Consider the following 14,811-nt stretch of genomic DNA (forward strand, 5'->3'; position numbering starts at 1 on the left):
GTAAAGTTTACCGGTCGTTCTTCTTAGAGTTTTCAGGTTTAGCGTTTACGGGTGTTCATGTAGCGTTGTTCGCCACTTTGGTAGCAAGGCTCCATTTGCGTTCCGCAACGCAGTGTTGGTGTTGTTTGGTGTATCGCCATTTAACAAGGCCATCATGCTGCGCCAGCAAGCTGGCTGGACAAATTTTCCGTTGTTTGTTTTGTGCTTTAACGCTACGCTAGCACAAAAAAACAACTCCAAATTTGCCGCATATGGCGGCGTTAGGAAAACGAATGACAAGACTATTTATCTTTGTTGCAATTTTTATCGCAGCTTTTGTGTCTGGGGTTGTTGCGTCTTTGTACGTAAGCAAGACATTCGTCGATAATTCTTTAGAGTTCACTGTAATGCAACAAGAGATGTTCAACCACCCATCTAACGAACATCGGGAAACGAGTTTATGGGTAAGCACCGCTCTAACAATTATAGAGAAAACACGTGAAAGTGATGAAACTAGCTTATATCAGTATGCGTGTTTACTATTACAGTTTAATTACCCAAAATTAAATCCCGAATCGGTAAAAGACACTGGGCAGTACGAAGGTGCATTAGAGCAAAAAGGTAAAGCAGAAAGAGAGCTGAAATTATTGGAAGAATCGGAAAAATGTATTTGATTTTTAAATTTCCTAACAAACACTTGCAGGCCGACAGCTGGTACTTCGCGGTTTTTGCGTTACTCGCTATCGCTCAAACAATAACACAAAATCCACTCCATACCAGCTGCGGCTGAAGTGGGCGTTAAGCTCTAAATCGCATGAAGATTAGTACCAGTTACAATCAAGGGGATCGCGTAACCGTTTTAGTGGTAACTTTATTCGCCCTAATATTCTTTTTTAGGTTGCATATATTTATCACCATAATTCCTTTCGAGTGTTGGGATCTTCATGAGATCTGGGAGCATGAGCCATATTATTTTAGCCCGTTTTCTCTTTATGTAACGTGCTTATGCCTATTTCTTGTTTGGTCGCTAGTTGAGCTATGGATTGGTGTTTGCCTTAAGACGGGAGTGTATGTAAAAGTTGTCTCAGCACTATCTGCAGGTACAGTTTTATTTCTCATGTTTGGCTTTTTTCATTTTTGGCAATTTCTTCAGATCGAAAAAGGCGCTCTTCCAAAAGAAGCATACTTTTGGCAGATTTCCAAAAACATGACAACCCCTAAGCCTGTCCAGCGATACTCGGATTTTCCTACCTGGCACGAGTATGTTGTTGAGCAGCGTTGTGACCGAGGGCTGGCAATATCCAACATGTCTGACGAAGAGAAAAAAGCGTTGCGAGATAATTATTGGGGGTTACGGCAAAGTGTTGAGGAGTAAGCTTAACAAAGTTAGCCAACTTCGCCCGCAAGCGGTCTGGACCTCCGTTCCGGTGTTTTAGTTGTGTTTAACGCTACGCTAACACAACTAAAACACCTCCACTACGGCCGTTGCTAACGGCGTTAGCTATCAGGAAGATATGAGCATTATTAAATATATACAATCACTATTCTCCAGCGACTTATATATTCAGGTTTGGGAGAATAGGATAAAGATATCTAAAGTCGGAACACGTGATGTCTACGATGAGGAGCCGCTTATGGCGCTTAAAGATAATGCCAAGGGAGTTCCGATTGTATTTGAAATAGGTAACAAAGTTAAATACCTGAATAAGTCTGAAATAGACAAAGTAGTCAATCCGTTTAAGCATCCTAGGCTGTTAGTGCATGACTTTGTCGCTGCCGAAAAAATTATTCAGCATGCTTTTAGAGAAATACACAAAACTAAATGGATTTCACCTTCTCCGAGAGTTATTTTTCAGCCTATGGAAAAACTAGAAGGTGGGGTTACAGGCATAGAGGAGCGAGTTTATCGGGAGCTTTGTCTTGGAGCCGGTGCTAGGGAGATTTTATTACATGTTGGCGAACCTCTATCAGTAGACTCACTAAATATTAATGAATTTAAGCAGCAAAATAGCTAACAAAGCAAACCAGCATCAGTCGCTGCGCTCCTTGGACAGCCTTGCCGTCGCTTATTTTATGCATGGCTTCGCCATTTTCGCACAAAAAAATCAACAACAAGTCTGCCGCTGTTTGCGGCGTTAAATTACGGGCCTACCTACACAGGAATAATATGCAAAAATATATCAGCTTAATATTTGTTTTTATAATGTCTGGATGTGGAACAACATTTTCTAACCTTAAGCCTGTAAGTGATGGTAAGACTATTTCGATTAAGGAGACTTACTCATATAAACATGTGGCGGGACTAGCTCGTGAAACTTGGCATTATGGACTTGTTGAGGGGGATTATATCTCTACAGTCAGGAATGATTCAGGAGTATTCTACTTAGGGCCGCCACATTCTGTAATCATTTTGTATGATCAATTCGGAGAACGCTTTACTGAAACTGGAGTTCTACCAACCGAAGAGGAAAAGATAGCTTGCTGTCACGGTGCTTGGTTTAATGATACGGGAGGTTTTTGGGTTCCAGACGACAATAAGAAAAATCCGAAGTTATTTTTGATTACCAATTACAATGATAGTGGGGTAAAGGAACAGGCCGATAGCAACCTCTCTAGTATTGCACCTGCTGCGCACTTAACTGGAGGGTTGGCAAGATCTTTAATGCAGGGTAAGGTGGTTTGGGGGCCTGAAATTGAAGATGAAACATTATTGCAAAAGTTAGTTGTACATTGATAATTTAACAAGGGTAAGCACGCTCGCCCTTCGGGCTGGACCTCGTCGCTGGCGCTCCTCGGCCCGTGTTACCAACGTTAGTTGTCTTTATGGAAGTCTTGCCAAAAATAGGAATAAGCCAAATTAAACTTGGTATGAGCATGGATCAAGTTAGAAGAAAGCTTGGTGATCCAACCAATATCGAAACGTTTATACCTATAAAAGATCAACCTGAAGATCGAACAGTTGATTGGTTTTATGGGGATACTGAATATAGCTTTGGGGCAGAGGACGATTTCCTGCTGGGGAGTATTCAGTCATCATGTCCAAATTTGACTCTGAATAATTTACGAATAATTGGTATTTCCGTAAAAGAACTAAAAGCCAGATTTCCATTCGCGCAACTAGACGACGAATTTAACTTTGATATAGATGAATATCGTCATTCAGAGTTACAGTTATCATTCTGGGTAAGAGATGGGGCTGTCTATATGGTCACGGTATACCCTGAATATAATAAAGAAGGTACGGAGGTTATATGGCCTCAGTAAACAACTAACAATGTTATCAACCATCGCCAGTAAACTGGCTGGACCTACACTGCGTTGCTTCGTTTACGGTTTAACGCTACGCTACCGTAAACAAATCAACTCCGTTTCGGCCGGTTATAACGGCGTTACATGGCTAAAGGAGAATTCAGTGAGAATCTATGGTGATACCCAGTCTGGAAACTGCTACAAAATCAAATTACTCGCTTCTTTACTTGGTATCGAACATGAATGGATTCATATAGATATTCTCAATGGTGAAACTCACACGGCAGAATTTCTTGAGAAAAATCCGAACGCTAAAATCCCTGTTTTAGAGTTAGAGGATGGTCGCTATCTATCTGAGTCAAATGCAATCTTGAATTATTTAGCAACGGGTACTGAACTCCTATCAAGCGACCCCTATGAATACGGTAAAATTCAGCAGTGGCAGTTTTTTGAGCAGTACAGCCATGAACCATACATTGCAGTAGCAAGATTTATCGCAAAGTATCTGGGGTTGCCCGACGACCGAAGAGCAGACTATGAATCCAAACAGCAAGGTGGTCATAAAGCTCTTCAAGTTATGGAGCAGCAGCTGCAACAAACACCTTATCTCACAGGTTATAAGATGAGTACGGCAGATATATCATTGTACGGATATACTCACGTTGCAGACGAAGGTGGTTTTGATTTAGGCAAGTATCCAGCCATCATACAATGGATAGATCGAATTCAATCGCAACCCCAATACGTAGGCATGGCATAATCGCCGTGTAACAAGGCAATGGTGCGGGACTGCCTACACGCCGCTTCGCTTTGTTGCGGCAGCCCCACATTGCGGCGTTACATTTACCCATGAAAAAACATATTTCACTGTTAATACTGCTCTTTTCAAATTGCTCATTGTCATGTGATGATTTGGAGATCCCACAACGAATGGAGTGGTCTTCAAATAATGAAAAGATCGAATTGTTTATATCGGTTCCTGAGTATTACAAAGAGCATAAATATGTAAGTGGCACACTTACAAGTGGTAAAATACAAGTTGCCTTGAGCTTCACCAGAATAGATTATATTGGTTGGGTATCGACAACAGTTATTGGAAGCAAAGAATTCTTTAATGCAGCTAATTTGTCGGTAAATTACAAGAAACTTGGTAGCTACAATAAGGAAAGTAATAGTTTCTCGTTTGTTGGCTGCTATGCGGAGTACAATATCGAGCTAAAAATGTAACAAATCGCTGCACTCGGACGCATATTGCTACGCTCGTTTTTATGTATGTCGCGGTGCTCCATTTTACATAAAAACGCTCTCCGCAATATGCGCCGGTGAGCTCGGCGTTAAAGGCTGTTCGTGGTTTTAGGGTTTTCCACCAACGAGTTAGCAGTGATCGTCCGCCTCTTTCAGTCCGTGTGTTTAACCGGTAAAGTGGCTTGTAATAAAGACCGCGTCAACGTGGCACCAATGGAGGGTTTAGCGTGTTGTATCCATCTCAATCCATCCGTTCCCTGTGTTCCGTTTTGTCGTCAACTAATAATCAAGGGCAGTGCTTCGCATTTGTTTGTGCCGGGCTAAGTCCAGCACAATTAGCTAATACAGTGCTGCCCTTAACAAGTTTAGCCATGCGACGCCCAAAAGGCGGGCGCACATGCTAAAGGCGTTAGTGTTCTCTAGAGAGACCGAGATCGCAGAGAAGGAATTTTAAGAAAATGTTAACTGACATATTTGCCGATCGTTATCTCGGGATTGAAATGTGGCAGGCCTTCAATGACGTAGAAGAGCGATTTCTTGTACAAGGCTTTCGCATAGTTATCGAGCAGCTTATTCCTTATTACAGAGATGGAAAGGAAGTAGCGTCAGCTAAAGCCACCTGGATTTCCTTGCACGATAAGCTGAGTATGGAGTTGGGGCTCGATGAACTAGCTCCTAAAGCATATCATTTCCAAACAACCTACAACGGAAATCCGGTAACTCATAGTGGTACTTGGACAATGGAGAAGGTCTGCAAAGACTTTGTTAACGCCAAGTATGACGGTATGGTTTCACCAGATAGATTTATCAAAGAGCGCCTTAGTTTCATTGAATTAGCTTTTCGCGAACGCGAAAACCAAATCAATGATATAAATGAAAAACTACCTCAACAGCTCATTGAAGCCAGAATCGAGAGCAAGCGTGTCCGGCCGGGCGGTAGAGGAATGCGATTGCCCGGAAACCGGGAGGATGGCTTGAAGGCATTTAACGAATCTATCAACCGCGCCTTTAGAGAGTCGGTAGAAGAATTAAACGAGCGAATGAGGCGTGCCAATTTCAATCTGCACTACCATAATGGCTTTATACAGATTTCTAATGATGAACTTATGAATGAGCAGGTTGAGGAGCCGTTCTGGGCTGTTATAAATTCTCCGCTTTGGGAGAATGTTGATATAGATATGAAAGAGGCTATCGACCTGCGAGACAGTAATGGTAGAGACCCAGCATTCTACGCGGCGCGAGCATTAGAAAGTACCATAAAGATAATATCCGATCAAAAGGGCTTCACGCACGGGGGCGAAAATGGAGCACACAATTACATCGAAAATCTCGGCAGCAAAAAGAATGGTGGTTACATTAATGAGTGGGAAAGGGAATCGCTAAAGTCATTCTTTACCGCCGTTAGAAATCCTTTTGGGCACGGCCCCGGCAGTGAAGACATGCCTAAGTTAACAGAGCAGCAAACAGATTGGGCAATAGAGTCTTGCATGTCTTGGATTAAGTCTTTAGTAAAGCGGATGTAACATATAACGTGCCAAGCAAACACTAACAAGGCTAGCAACCTGACACTGCATGCTACACTCCTTTTTGGTGTGGCTGCGCCACAATACACCAAAAATCCGCTACGCACGCAGTGCAGGTTCTAGCGGCGTTAAATAGCTCGGCAACATACTATTTATACGGCGTGAAGATTTCAGTTTTAAACTTACATTTTTAGCTGTGTAGTGGTTTTAAATATTATGCTAGTTTCATAACGAAACAGTTCGTTTAGCTCTACCAGCATTAAACCGTGCAAACCACTCTAAAAGTCTGTTTTAGTATTTTAAGTTTTACTGGTTGCAAGCATATTTTAGTAACTCGTAAAAAGTGTTATTTTCGAGCGGGTAGTTTTAATGAAGAAAAAAGCAGAGCGGGGTAGTGATGTAAAGTTTACCGGTCGTTCTTCTTAGAGTTTTCAGGTTTAGCGTTTACGGGTGTTCATGTAGCGTTGTTCGCCACTTTGGTAGCAAGGCTCCATTTGCGTTCCGCAACGCAGTGTTGGTGTTGTTTGGTGTATCGCCATTTAACAAGGCCATCATGCTGCGCCAGCAAGCTGGCTGGACAAATTTTCCGTTGTTTTTTTTGTGCTTTAACGCTACGCTAGCACAAAAAAAACAACTCCAAATTTGCCGCATATGGCGGCGTTACTTGTCTATTAAAAAAGTTTGGTGTGTAGTTAAGTTTCAGTAGGGTGTTCCTAAATTCGTTACCCTCCATCAAGTTTAGGTAAGCCACCTTTGGTCGCTTACAACGTGCTTCGAAAAAGGTAGATTTGGTAATCCGGTAAAGCTTCGTTGCAAAAAAGCGCATCCAAGCTTTACCTAGCAAAGGGAGTTTGCGGCTTATTCCTCCCGTTTGTTCCTTTCTGTTGGTTGCCATAATCACTTGTTGTTTTGGGTCAATTTTATGCCTTCTGTTTTGGCTATCCCACGGTTATAGTTGGGTCTAACCAAAGCTTCAGGCTTTTTAAAAAAATACAGCAATTGGCGTAGCAGCGTAGTTAAAAGTGAGTAGGTGTTTGGTACAAGTAACAAATCGCTGCACACGGACGCATATTGCTACGCTCGTTTTTATGTATGTCGCGGTGCTCCATTTTACATAAAAACGCTCTCCGCAATATGCGCCGGTGAGCTCGGCGTTATGCGAATATGAGGATTACATTTTGAATGCAAAGCTTAAAATAATTTCGTTACTTACGGCTTTGACGATCACGAACTTTGCTATGGCTTCAGAGTGCGATAAATCTTGTAAAAAGCATCTCGTAGAGAATTATTTTTCGCTTTTAGGCGAGGTTTACAAGAAAGAATCGAAATCTGAGGATATCGTAAAATTATTCGATCTATTTCATTCTGATGTACGGTATGAACATATTGAATATCAGGCAAATTTCAACAAATTGGAATGGCAACAGGCTTTTACCGAAAACCAAAACCGAGGAGCATATGGCGCGTCCAAAAATAGCGTGATCTCAGTTAAGAACTATATTTTTGGCAAAAACCATATTGCAATTGAATACAGCTACGGAGAGATCTCCGAAACAGGCGATTGGACTCCCAAAGGCGACCAGAATCTTTTGGCCCTTTTCGGGTTTAGTGGGCGAAAAATTAGTTTGGTTAGAGAGTACTGGTAGTTGCATAACAAATCGGTCAAATTGACCCCCATTACTTCGCTTCGTTTTGCGGTGGCTTCGCCACTCTACCGCAAAACTCCGTTACGCAACGGGGGCAATTTACCAAGGCGTTATGAATTCTAATCGATGAAAGAGATAATCCTAAAAACAGATATAGAAAATGCTAGCTTTTATATTTCGTCTCTAGCAATTGGAATACTAGAAGGAATGAAATCTGGTGGTGTTCCTCTTGAATGCGGTACTTGGAGTTTGGCTCGTCCAATCTTCTGGCAGGCACTCGAAGAATGTGTAGAAATAGATTGCCGTCTGGTTGATTGGGTTTCTTCATTGGATGAATTGGATGCACTACAAAATCTTGATGGTAGTGCTTATAAGGCTATTGATGAACTTATAGGCTTACTAAAAATCAGCCAAGAGAAATCACTCAAGGGTAATCCTTCACTTGCAATATCTTCGGTGGTGCAAACAAATTCATAACAAGGCCAGCCACAATCGCCAGCAAGCTGGCTGGACCTCCGCTGCGTTGCTTCATTTTTGCTTTAACGCTACGCTAGCACAAATAAATCAACCCAGCTCCGGCCTGTGCTGGCGGCGTTAAAGGCTGTTCGTGGTTTTAGGGTTTTCCACCAACGAGTTAGCAGTGATCGTCCGCCTCTTTCAGTCCGTGTGTTTAACCGGTAAAGTGTCTTGTAATAAAGACCGCGTCAACGTGGCACCAATGGAGGGTTTAGCGTGTTGTATCCATCTCAATCCATCCGTTCCCTGTGTTCCGTTTTGTCGTCAACTAATAATCAAGGGCAGTGCTTCGCATTTGTTTGTGCCGGGCTAAGTCCAGCACAATTAGCTAATACAGTGCTGCCCTTAACAAGTTTAGCCATGCGACGCCCAAAAGGCGGGCGCACATGCTAAAGGCGTTATACGCTTAAGATAGTGCAAAGGAATCAATATGAGTGACAAACCAACAGTATTTATTGCTTCTTCATCTGAAGCTATTTCAGTTGCGGAAGCTGTTCATATAAAGCTTGGGCAAGAAATGAGGGTAAAGCTGTGGGAAAATGCTTTTGATTTGTCGTCGATTACGATTACCACCCTTATAGGAAAGACAAAAGAAGCAGACTATGCTGTCTTTGTGTTCCATCCTGACGACAAAACTCTAATAAGAGAAAAAGAATATAGCTCGGTAAGAGACAATGTTGTTCTAGAGCTAGGAATGTTTATCGGTGCGCTGGGGCTTGAAAAATGCTTCATTTTGGTTCCAAAATCAGCAGAAACTACCTTTCGATTACCTACAGATCTTGCAGGCGTAACCGCTACTTTTTACGACGACCAAGAGCCTGACTTAACAGATGCAGTTACAGGAAGTTGCGCAAAGATAAAGCAGTCTGTTAAAAAACTTGAAGCTGCTAAAACCAAGACAGAGACTACCAGTGAGGCTGAAACTTTAAGGCAGCAGCTGCACAGCACGCAATCACAAATATGGAGTATGAATCACGACATCCAGCGAGCAAATGAGCAATCTCAATCTCTATTAGAATCAATCAAACTTCATTTCTTTTCAATTGCAAAACCAGCTACCCCGGCAGAAATAAAGGCTTGGGAAGATGGTGCAAAAGCCAGCTACCTTAAAGAAGTAAAAATCCGGGATCATGGTGTGTACTTTGTAGATAGAGAAGTGATTATCCCCCCACTTCATGGCGCTGGATCAATTTCAATTATCGTCAATTCGGGCGTAAAGGTTTATGGAATAGACAAATGGAGTCATAACAGCATCTACTATATGGATGGGTTCAGAACCGATGCGCGCGTATAACAAAGCTATCAAAAATCGTTCCGGCCAAAAAACGGCCTCCACTGGACGCGCTAACGCGCGCCTTTTATAGCGGCGTTATGTAAATAATATGAATAAATATTTGCAGGTGATTTTAGTTTCTATCATAACAGTGAAATCTTATGCGGTTTCACTCGATGGAACTTGGCTGGAAGATAAAGAGAAATCATTCGAATGGAATTCTCTTCATAGCAAAGCAGATACTGAAAGGCTGGAGAAGTTGAGAGCAATAATGGGGCATATGTATATAACTGTTAACGCCAATGTAAAAATGACCCACTAACGCCAAACGAAAATTGACCCACCTGAGGCACTATAGCCGCCGGATTAATAGCTAGGCGGTGACATGATTACTCAGGAGATATTAGTGGATATTCACGTATTACATAGGCAAGGGCTTGGCATTCGCGCGATTGCAAAAAAGCTCAACCTTTCCAGAAATACCGTGCGAAGCTACCTTCGTGCACCAGCTAAAACACCAACATATTCGGAGCGAGAGCAGCGCCCTTCGATCCTAGATCCTTACAAGCCGTATTTGCTCGAACGTATTGAGGCAGCTAAGCCGCACTGGATACCTGCGACTGTTTTGCATAGAGAGATTCGTGAACGAGGGTACACGGGTGGCGTATCAACGATTAAGGTGTTTGTTCATGCGTTCAAACCCTCGGTTAATGACCCTGTCGTGCGATTCGAAACCGAACCTGGCGAGCAAATGCAGGTCGACTTTACGATCATTCGCCGAGGCCGAAATGCGCTTAAAGCCTTTGTCGCTACAATGGGGTTTAGCCGAGGCACTTACGTAAAGTTCTCTAGTTCTGAAAACCAGCAAGATTGGCTTGAAGGCATCAAGGGTGCGCTAGAATACTTTGGTGGTGTACCAAAGGAGATACTCTTCGATAACGCCAAGTCCATCATGATTCAGCGCGATGCGTACGGCAACGGTAAGCACCAATGGAATGCTCAATTACTAGATCAGGCAAACACCTATGGTTACCGACCTCGGGCTTGCCGACCGTACAGAGCTAAAACCAAAGGTAAGGTTGAACGCTTCAACTCTTATCTTAAGCAGTGTTTTGTCACACCGTTGTCTGCCACATTAAAGCAAGCTGGCCTGACTCTGAATGTTGAGGCCGCAAATGCCCATATAGGCACTTGGCTAAATGACGTAGCTCATCAGCGGACGCACGGCACAACTAATGTTAAACCCCAAATACGTATGGATAAAGAGCTGCAATATCTACAGCCGCTGCCATCTGAATACAAGACAGTAGATTCACCGGTTATTACAACTATACGACCACTTCCGGTAGAAAGCTTCCAGCACCCGCTGGACGTCTACGATCAACTGCTTGAGGTGGCTCAATGAACATTCAACACGAACGCATACGCAGTGCTTGCACGCAGCTAAAGTTGGAATCAATGGCCAGAGAGTGGTCGGCGCTAGCCGATAAAGCCAGCTCAACTGAGCAAACCCTAGCAGACTTCTTTGAGCAATTACTGCGCACCGAGCTAGATGCAAAAGCTGAACGTACGCAAGCGACATTACTAAAGTTTGCTGGTTTGCCAGCCCAAAAGCGCATAGAAGATTACGACTTCAAGTTTGCCTCAGGAGCCCCCAAAAAACAGATTCAGGAACTTGCTGGATTAGGTTTTTTAGAGCGGACAGAGAATGTGGTGTTACTTGGTCCAAGTGGTGTAGGAAAGAGCCATCTTGCAATCGCTTTGGCCTATAAAGCCATTTTGACGGGTCACAAAACGCGCTTTATAACCGCTGCCGACTTAATGTTGCAGCTTTCCACAGCAAAAGCGCAAGGCCGACTTGATGGTTATCTTAAGCGAAATATTATTGGGCCGAAATTAATGATCATTGATGAGATTGGCTATCTACCCTTTGGGCGAGAGGAGGCGAATTTATTCTTCAATGTCATAGCAAAACGTTACGAAAAAGGCAGCATTATCGTCACCAGCAATCTGCCGTTCTCACAATGGTCAAATGCCTTTGCTGACGATACAACACTAACCGCAGCACTACTCGATCGGCTACTGCATCACGCACACATTGTACAAATATCGGGAGAAAGCTATCGGCTAAAAAACAAAAAGCATGCGGGCATCGCCCCGCCACAATCGATCAATAATTAAACGGGGTGGGTCAGTTTTACTTTGGCGATAATCGGTAAAAGTGGGTCAGTTTTAAGCTGGCGTTGACATATAACCTACAAGGATGGAGTGATGTGTCAGTTTTTCGAGCCCTATACTGTAAAGTACAATGGAAAGGTAACAGAGGTTGCTCGCTTATCAACAACGCTCGCTAACTATGAAGTATTAGAGAAAAATGAATTTGGGTTTGCATTGAAAGTGACGTATGAAAATAAAACGGACGCTATAGATATGCTAATTTACGAGAGTGAGAGAAGTCATTATGGGGTTCGCTTAACCACGGAAGACTTTGGAATGCCGGGAACTAGAGTATATTTTAAGAAGGTGGCGCCTGTAAAATGGGGCTTTGATTGCGGCGAGTAATTACATAACAAGGCCATCAAATTGACCGCCGAAGCTACGCACTTTTTTGTGTAAGCTTCGCTATTTCACACAAAAAACCGCTACGCTACGGCGTCAATTTATGGCGGCGTTAGGCATTAAGACATATGAAAAACATATTTATATTTATCGGGGTTTTTATTGCCGCATGTACAAGTGGTGTTATTACCAGTATTTTCGTCACGATGAATCAAAACGAAGCAATATTAGTGAGAGCGGCAAGTATTGGAGAGGTACTTTTTTCACCAGAATCCGAACAATCAGATTTTGAAATACAAGCCGGTTTAGCGAATAATATTGTGGAATACGTTAATAACGACGATTTTGAAGGTCTTTTGTCTTTAGCTTGTATTAACTTAATGTTTAGCGCAGAAGAACTTAATCCGGAAGTATGGAAAGGTGCAAATAAATACAAGTACGCGGTGGAAGTACGCGATAAATCAATGAATAACTTGATTGATCTTCGTAAAAGAGGTTACTGCGAATAATGCCTAACAATTTGCTTCATTTGACGCAGCGGTCTACGCGATTTTTGTGTATTCGCGTTGCTCATTATCACACAAAAACACTACAACCGCTGCGCAACTGAGCAAGGCGTTAAAACTCAGAGTCATTATGAGCAAGAATAAAGAATACTTACTTAGTGTTTCAACAGATAAAGATGGAAGCCAGGTTTTTATCCATGCTGACATAAATGGAATCTTGGCTTTAGAAAAAAGCATCGCATTTCTTAAGAGAAAGCTTGCTGAAAACGAGTGTGATCATGATCATTTTCATTCTGAGTCATGGGCTGGTGATGAGCTCTCCGAAACAATGTTGGAACAGGAGAAGGAGGCGGGCTGTAAACAAGTACATCACGTCAAAATATATGGATGGAATCAAGAGTGGAAAATAAATCACAATTTGTAGTACGTTTTAACAAGGTTAGCCAACCTCGCCCGCAAGCGGGCTGGACCTCCGTTCCGGTATTTGTTTGTGTTGGCCGCTTACGCTAACACAAACAAATACCTACACTACGGCCGTTGCTAACGGCGTTAGGCTAAAAACATGAGGGAGCGTTGGAGCTTTAAGTCAATAATTGCAATTTCTTTAATTGGTTTTTTATCTGTATTGCTCGCAATGTCATATAACTCCATTTTGTTGGGGTTTGTAGTATTTATATTTGGATTCTTTTTTTGGATATTGTTAGTTAATTATCTTTCTGTGGTTTTATGTGGGCGTGAGTTTAAGTGTTTCATATATCAAGTGGGCGAGGAAAGGGATGTTCCAAATATAGAGATTTACGCAAATGGTTGGTTTGTATATAAAGAGTACAAAGACCTTGCTACTGTTTTCGTAACAAATGAAGGATTACATATATATCGAATGGGCTTATGCTCTGTTCATCTGGGTTGGAATAGTTTCGAGCGCATTATTATTCATAACGAAAAATCCCCTCTTATGGCTACTGTGGAAATATTCAAAAATGGTCTACGGAATAGAGATTTATTAATACCTTGGGATGTTCAGTTAACAGAAATGCTCCCGTCAAGCAAGGTTTAAATGTTAAGTAAGGGCTATATCAATAGCCTAACAAATGTGTCAAGAAGGACAGTTTTTCCGTCGCTCGTTTTGTGCTTAAATAGCACAAAACAATCAACTCCAAAACTGCCTCTTACACAGGCGTTAAACACCAAGAGATAGTCATGAGAACATTTTCTGAAAAATATCTTGGCGGAAGTAAGGTTCACGAAGATAGATACAAAATAGATGTCATAGTACTAGAAAAATATATGGCGTTTTCTACTGAAATATTGAGATTGGCGTTATTGGGAATAGCTGTATATGGGTTTTTAGTATCTAACATCGTGCTGGAAATCGGGGAGAGCGGTCTGTTAGCTCTCAATGCCAATATGAGCTCGGTAGTTTTTCTTTTTTTGGGTCCAATTGCTTTTTTACTTTCTTCCTTGGCGGCTCTTGCGCACAGGTTTTACTCATCTGATTGCCTAGCGCACTATGTGCGGATACTACGCCTTAGTGAGGCTGAGGGTAATGAAAAATTGAAAACAGAGAAAGATAGCCTAGAAAAAGATGGGAAGCGTTGCAAGAACCTAATTATTGCTTTATGCATCTTTTTAGTTCTCGGTGCTTTCTTAGCTGTTTGTTCATTTGGTATTGTCCTAAACGGGGGAGTACATGTTTAACAAGGTTAGCCAACCTCGCCCGCAAGCGGGCTGGACCTCCGTTCCGGTATTTTTATGCGTTTATCGCTACGCTAACGCACAAAAACACCTACACTACGGCCGTTGCTAACGGCGTTAGCACTACATTATGGAAGAACATACACCATACGAAGAGAGAACAAAAAGGCAGCCAGATTTCATCGTTGAATATGAAATTAATTTAGCCGAAGAAATAAAAAGCGCTAAGCCTGGGCAAGGAATGAGAGTGGACTTTCTCTATGATGGAGACGACCCTCAGATTGAAGGCGTTCACATGATCTGGCCAGAAATTCTTGATGAGAATGGCAAGGTTATAACGGATACCACGCCGGGTAATATTCCCCAAAAAGGTTATGCGAATATGTGGGTGTTGAGTGATGAGCGTCGAGAGTACCATCATAAAAGGCTTAAAATTGGTACAAAAGGTACTTGGTGGCGTGGTGGTCGTGTTGCTTATGTTACGGTGGTTCAAGTCAATGCGCTCAAGTGCTAACAAAGCTGTCAAATTGACAGTTTTTCCGTCGCTCCTTTTTGTGCTTAATAGCACAAACGGGCTCCTACAAAACTGCAATTTACAGCGGCGTTATGTGTAAATTGAA

The 14,811-nt window shown here is 42.4% G+C and carries 20 protein-coding genes; all 20 read left to right on the top strand.

What is annotated here, in order from left to right; all coding sequences use genetic code 11:
- Positions 1 to 272: 272 nt before the first annotated feature.
- Positions 273 to 653 carry a hypothetical protein gene (locus H5647_RS11205; protein ID WP_045858617.1) on the top strand — a complete coding sequence of 127 codons (381 nt, stop codon included), beginning with the start codon at positions 273 to 275 and terminating at the stop codon, positions 651 to 653.
- Positions 654 to 793: 140 nt separating this feature from the next.
- On the top strand, positions 794 to 1,354 hold the full coding sequence (locus H5647_RS11210) for a hypothetical protein (protein ID WP_045858619.1): 561 nt from the start codon (positions 794 to 796) through the stop codon (positions 1,352 to 1,354).
- Between the two features lie 139 nt (positions 1,355 to 1,493).
- Entirely contained in the window at positions 1,494 to 1,994 is a 501-nt protein-coding gene (locus tag H5647_RS11215; protein ID WP_045858621.1) for a rod shape-determining protein, read from the top strand.
- A 152-nt stretch (positions 1,995 to 2,146) separates the two neighbouring features.
- Positions 2,147 to 2,713 (top strand): hypothetical protein, encoded by a 567-nt coding sequence (locus H5647_RS11220; protein ID WP_045858623.1) that lies wholly within the window; start codon positions 2,147 to 2,149, stop codon positions 2,711 to 2,713.
- A 65-nt stretch (positions 2,714 to 2,778) separates the two neighbouring features.
- Positions 2,779 to 3,243 (top strand): outer membrane protein assembly factor BamE, encoded by a 465-nt coding sequence (locus H5647_RS11225; protein WP_236074873.1) that lies wholly within the window; start codon positions 2,779 to 2,781, stop codon positions 3,241 to 3,243.
- A 148-nt stretch (positions 3,244 to 3,391) separates the two neighbouring features.
- The gene (locus tag H5647_RS11230) at positions 3,392 to 3,988 is read left to right on the top strand and encodes a glutathione S-transferase family protein (RefSeq protein ID WP_045856337.1); all 597 of its coding nucleotides are present in this window, start codon (positions 3,392 to 3,394) and stop codon (positions 3,986 to 3,988) included.
- Positions 3,989 to 4,158: 170 nt separating this feature from the next.
- Positions 4,159 to 4,455: a hypothetical protein gene (locus tag H5647_RS11235; RefSeq protein WP_045858627.1), complete on the top strand. Its 297-nt coding sequence runs from the start codon at positions 4,159 to 4,161 to the stop codon at positions 4,453 to 4,455.
- 476 nt (positions 4,456 to 4,931) lie between these two features.
- Positions 4,932 to 5,996, top strand: coding sequence for an AbiJ-NTD4 domain-containing protein (locus H5647_RS11240; RefSeq protein WP_045858629.1), 1,065 nt, complete (start codon positions 4,932 to 4,934; stop codon positions 5,994 to 5,996).
- A 1,178-nt stretch (positions 5,997 to 7,174) separates the two neighbouring features.
- Positions 7,175 to 7,642 (top strand): hypothetical protein, encoded by a 468-nt coding sequence (locus tag H5647_RS11245; protein WP_052692032.1) that lies wholly within the window; start codon positions 7,175 to 7,177, stop codon positions 7,640 to 7,642.
- Between the two features lie 126 nt (positions 7,643 to 7,768).
- Positions 7,769 to 8,119, top strand: coding sequence for a hypothetical protein (locus H5647_RS11250; protein ID WP_052692033.1), 351 nt, complete (start codon positions 7,769 to 7,771; stop codon positions 8,117 to 8,119).
- Between the two features lie 469 nt (positions 8,120 to 8,588).
- Positions 8,589 to 9,452 (top strand): TIR domain-containing protein, encoded by an 864-nt coding sequence (locus tag H5647_RS11255; RefSeq protein WP_045857986.1) that lies wholly within the window; start codon positions 8,589 to 8,591, stop codon positions 9,450 to 9,452.
- Between the two features lie 88 nt (positions 9,453 to 9,540).
- On the top strand, positions 9,541 to 9,753 hold the full coding sequence (locus H5647_RS11260) for a hypothetical protein (RefSeq protein ID WP_045858633.1): 213 nt from the start codon (positions 9,541 to 9,543) through the stop codon (positions 9,751 to 9,753).
- Positions 9,754 to 9,816: 63 nt separating this feature from the next.
- A complete protein-coding gene (gene istA / locus H5647_RS11265) occupies positions 9,817 to 10,836 on the top strand; it encodes an IS21 family transposase (protein WP_045856331.1) in 1,020 nt (339 codons plus the stop codon).
- Positions 10,833 to 11,612: an IS21-like element helper ATPase IstB gene (gene istB, locus H5647_RS11270; RefSeq protein ID WP_045855575.1), complete on the top strand. Its 780-nt coding sequence runs from the start codon at positions 10,833 to 10,835 to the stop codon at positions 11,610 to 11,612. Before istA ends, istB begins: the two co-directional genes overlap by 4 nt.
- 90 nt (positions 11,613 to 11,702) lie before the next feature.
- Positions 11,703 to 11,993, top strand: coding sequence for a hypothetical protein (locus tag H5647_RS11275; protein ID WP_045858636.1), 291 nt, complete (start codon positions 11,703 to 11,705; stop codon positions 11,991 to 11,993).
- A gap of 125 nt (positions 11,994 to 12,118) precedes the next feature.
- Positions 12,119 to 12,499, top strand: coding sequence for a hypothetical protein (locus H5647_RS11280; protein ID WP_045858638.1), 381 nt, complete (start codon positions 12,119 to 12,121; stop codon positions 12,497 to 12,499).
- 127 nt (positions 12,500 to 12,626) lie between these two features.
- Entirely contained in the window at positions 12,627 to 12,920 is a 294-nt protein-coding gene (locus H5647_RS11285; RefSeq protein ID WP_045857969.1) for an Imm32 family immunity protein, read from the top strand.
- 138 nt (positions 12,921 to 13,058) lie between these two features.
- Positions 13,059 to 13,553: a hypothetical protein gene (locus H5647_RS11290; RefSeq protein WP_045858640.1), complete on the top strand. Its 495-nt coding sequence runs from the start codon at positions 13,059 to 13,061 to the stop codon at positions 13,551 to 13,553.
- A gap of 143 nt (positions 13,554 to 13,696) precedes the next feature.
- Entirely contained in the window at positions 13,697 to 14,194 is a 498-nt protein-coding gene (locus tag H5647_RS11295; RefSeq protein ID WP_045858642.1) for a hypothetical protein, read from the top strand.
- 127 nt (positions 14,195 to 14,321) lie between these two features.
- Positions 14,322 to 14,705 (top strand): hypothetical protein, encoded by a 384-nt coding sequence (locus tag H5647_RS11300; protein WP_045858644.1) that lies wholly within the window; start codon positions 14,322 to 14,324, stop codon positions 14,703 to 14,705.
- Positions 14,706 to 14,811 lie beyond the last annotated feature (106 nt).

The sequence above is a fragment of the Teredinibacter purpureus genome (assembly GCF_014217335.1).
Taxonomy (GTDB): Bacteria; Pseudomonadota; Gammaproteobacteria; order Pseudomonadales; family Cellvibrionaceae; genus Teredinibacter; species Teredinibacter purpureus.

Bases quoted from the DNA above. Each gene is read 5' to 3' on its own strand.
- H5647_RS11210 (WP_045858619.1), top strand. From the start codon at position 794: ATGAAGATTAGTACCAGTTACAATCAAGGGGATCGCGTAACCGTTTTA.
- H5647_RS11290 (WP_045858640.1), top strand. From the start codon at position 13,059: ATGAGGGAGCGTTGGAGCTTTAAGTCAATAATTGCAATTTCTTTAATT.
- H5647_RS11255 (WP_045857986.1), top strand. From the start codon at position 8,589: ATGAGTGACAAACCAACAGTATTTATTGCTTCTTCATCTGAAGCTATT.
- H5647_RS11300 (WP_045858644.1), top strand. From the start codon at position 14,322: ATGGAAGAACATACACCATACGAAGAGAGAACAAAAAGGCAGCCAGAT.
- H5647_RS11285 (WP_045857969.1), top strand. From the start codon at position 12,627: ATGAGCAAGAATAAAGAATACTTACTTAGTGTTTCAACAGATAAAGAT.
- H5647_RS11260 (WP_045858633.1), top strand. From the start codon at position 9,541: ATGAATAAATATTTGCAGGTGATTTTAGTTTCTATCATAACAGTGAAA.
- H5647_RS11250 (WP_052692033.1), top strand. From the start codon at position 7,769: ATGAAAGAGATAATCCTAAAAACAGATATAGAAAATGCTAGCTTTTAT.
- H5647_RS11240 (WP_045858629.1), top strand. From the start codon at position 4,932: ATGTTAACTGACATATTTGCCGATCGTTATCTCGGGATTGAAATGTGG.
- H5647_RS11220 (WP_045858623.1), top strand. From the start codon at position 2,147: ATGCAAAAATATATCAGCTTAATATTTGTTTTTATAATGTCTGGATGT.
- istB (WP_045855575.1), top strand. From the start codon at position 10,833: ATGAACATTCAACACGAACGCATACGCAGTGCTTGCACGCAGCTAAAG.
- H5647_RS11280 (WP_045858638.1), top strand. From the start codon at position 12,119: ATGAAAAACATATTTATATTTATCGGGGTTTTTATTGCCGCATGTACA.
- H5647_RS11215 (WP_045858621.1), top strand. From the start codon at position 1,494: ATGAGCATTATTAAATATATACAATCACTATTCTCCAGCGACTTATAT.
- istA (WP_045856331.1), top strand. From the start codon at position 9,817: ATGATTACTCAGGAGATATTAGTGGATATTCACGTATTACATAGGCAA.
- H5647_RS11235 (WP_045858627.1), top strand. From the start codon at position 4,159: ATGGAGTGGTCTTCAAATAATGAAAAGATCGAATTGTTTATATCGGTT.
- H5647_RS11295 (WP_045858642.1), top strand. From the start codon at position 13,697: ATGAGAACATTTTCTGAAAAATATCTTGGCGGAAGTAAGGTTCACGAA.
- H5647_RS11275 (WP_045858636.1), top strand. From the start codon at position 11,703: ATGTGTCAGTTTTTCGAGCCCTATACTGTAAAGTACAATGGAAAGGTA.
- H5647_RS11205 (WP_045858617.1), top strand. From the start codon at position 273: ATGACAAGACTATTTATCTTTGTTGCAATTTTTATCGCAGCTTTTGTG.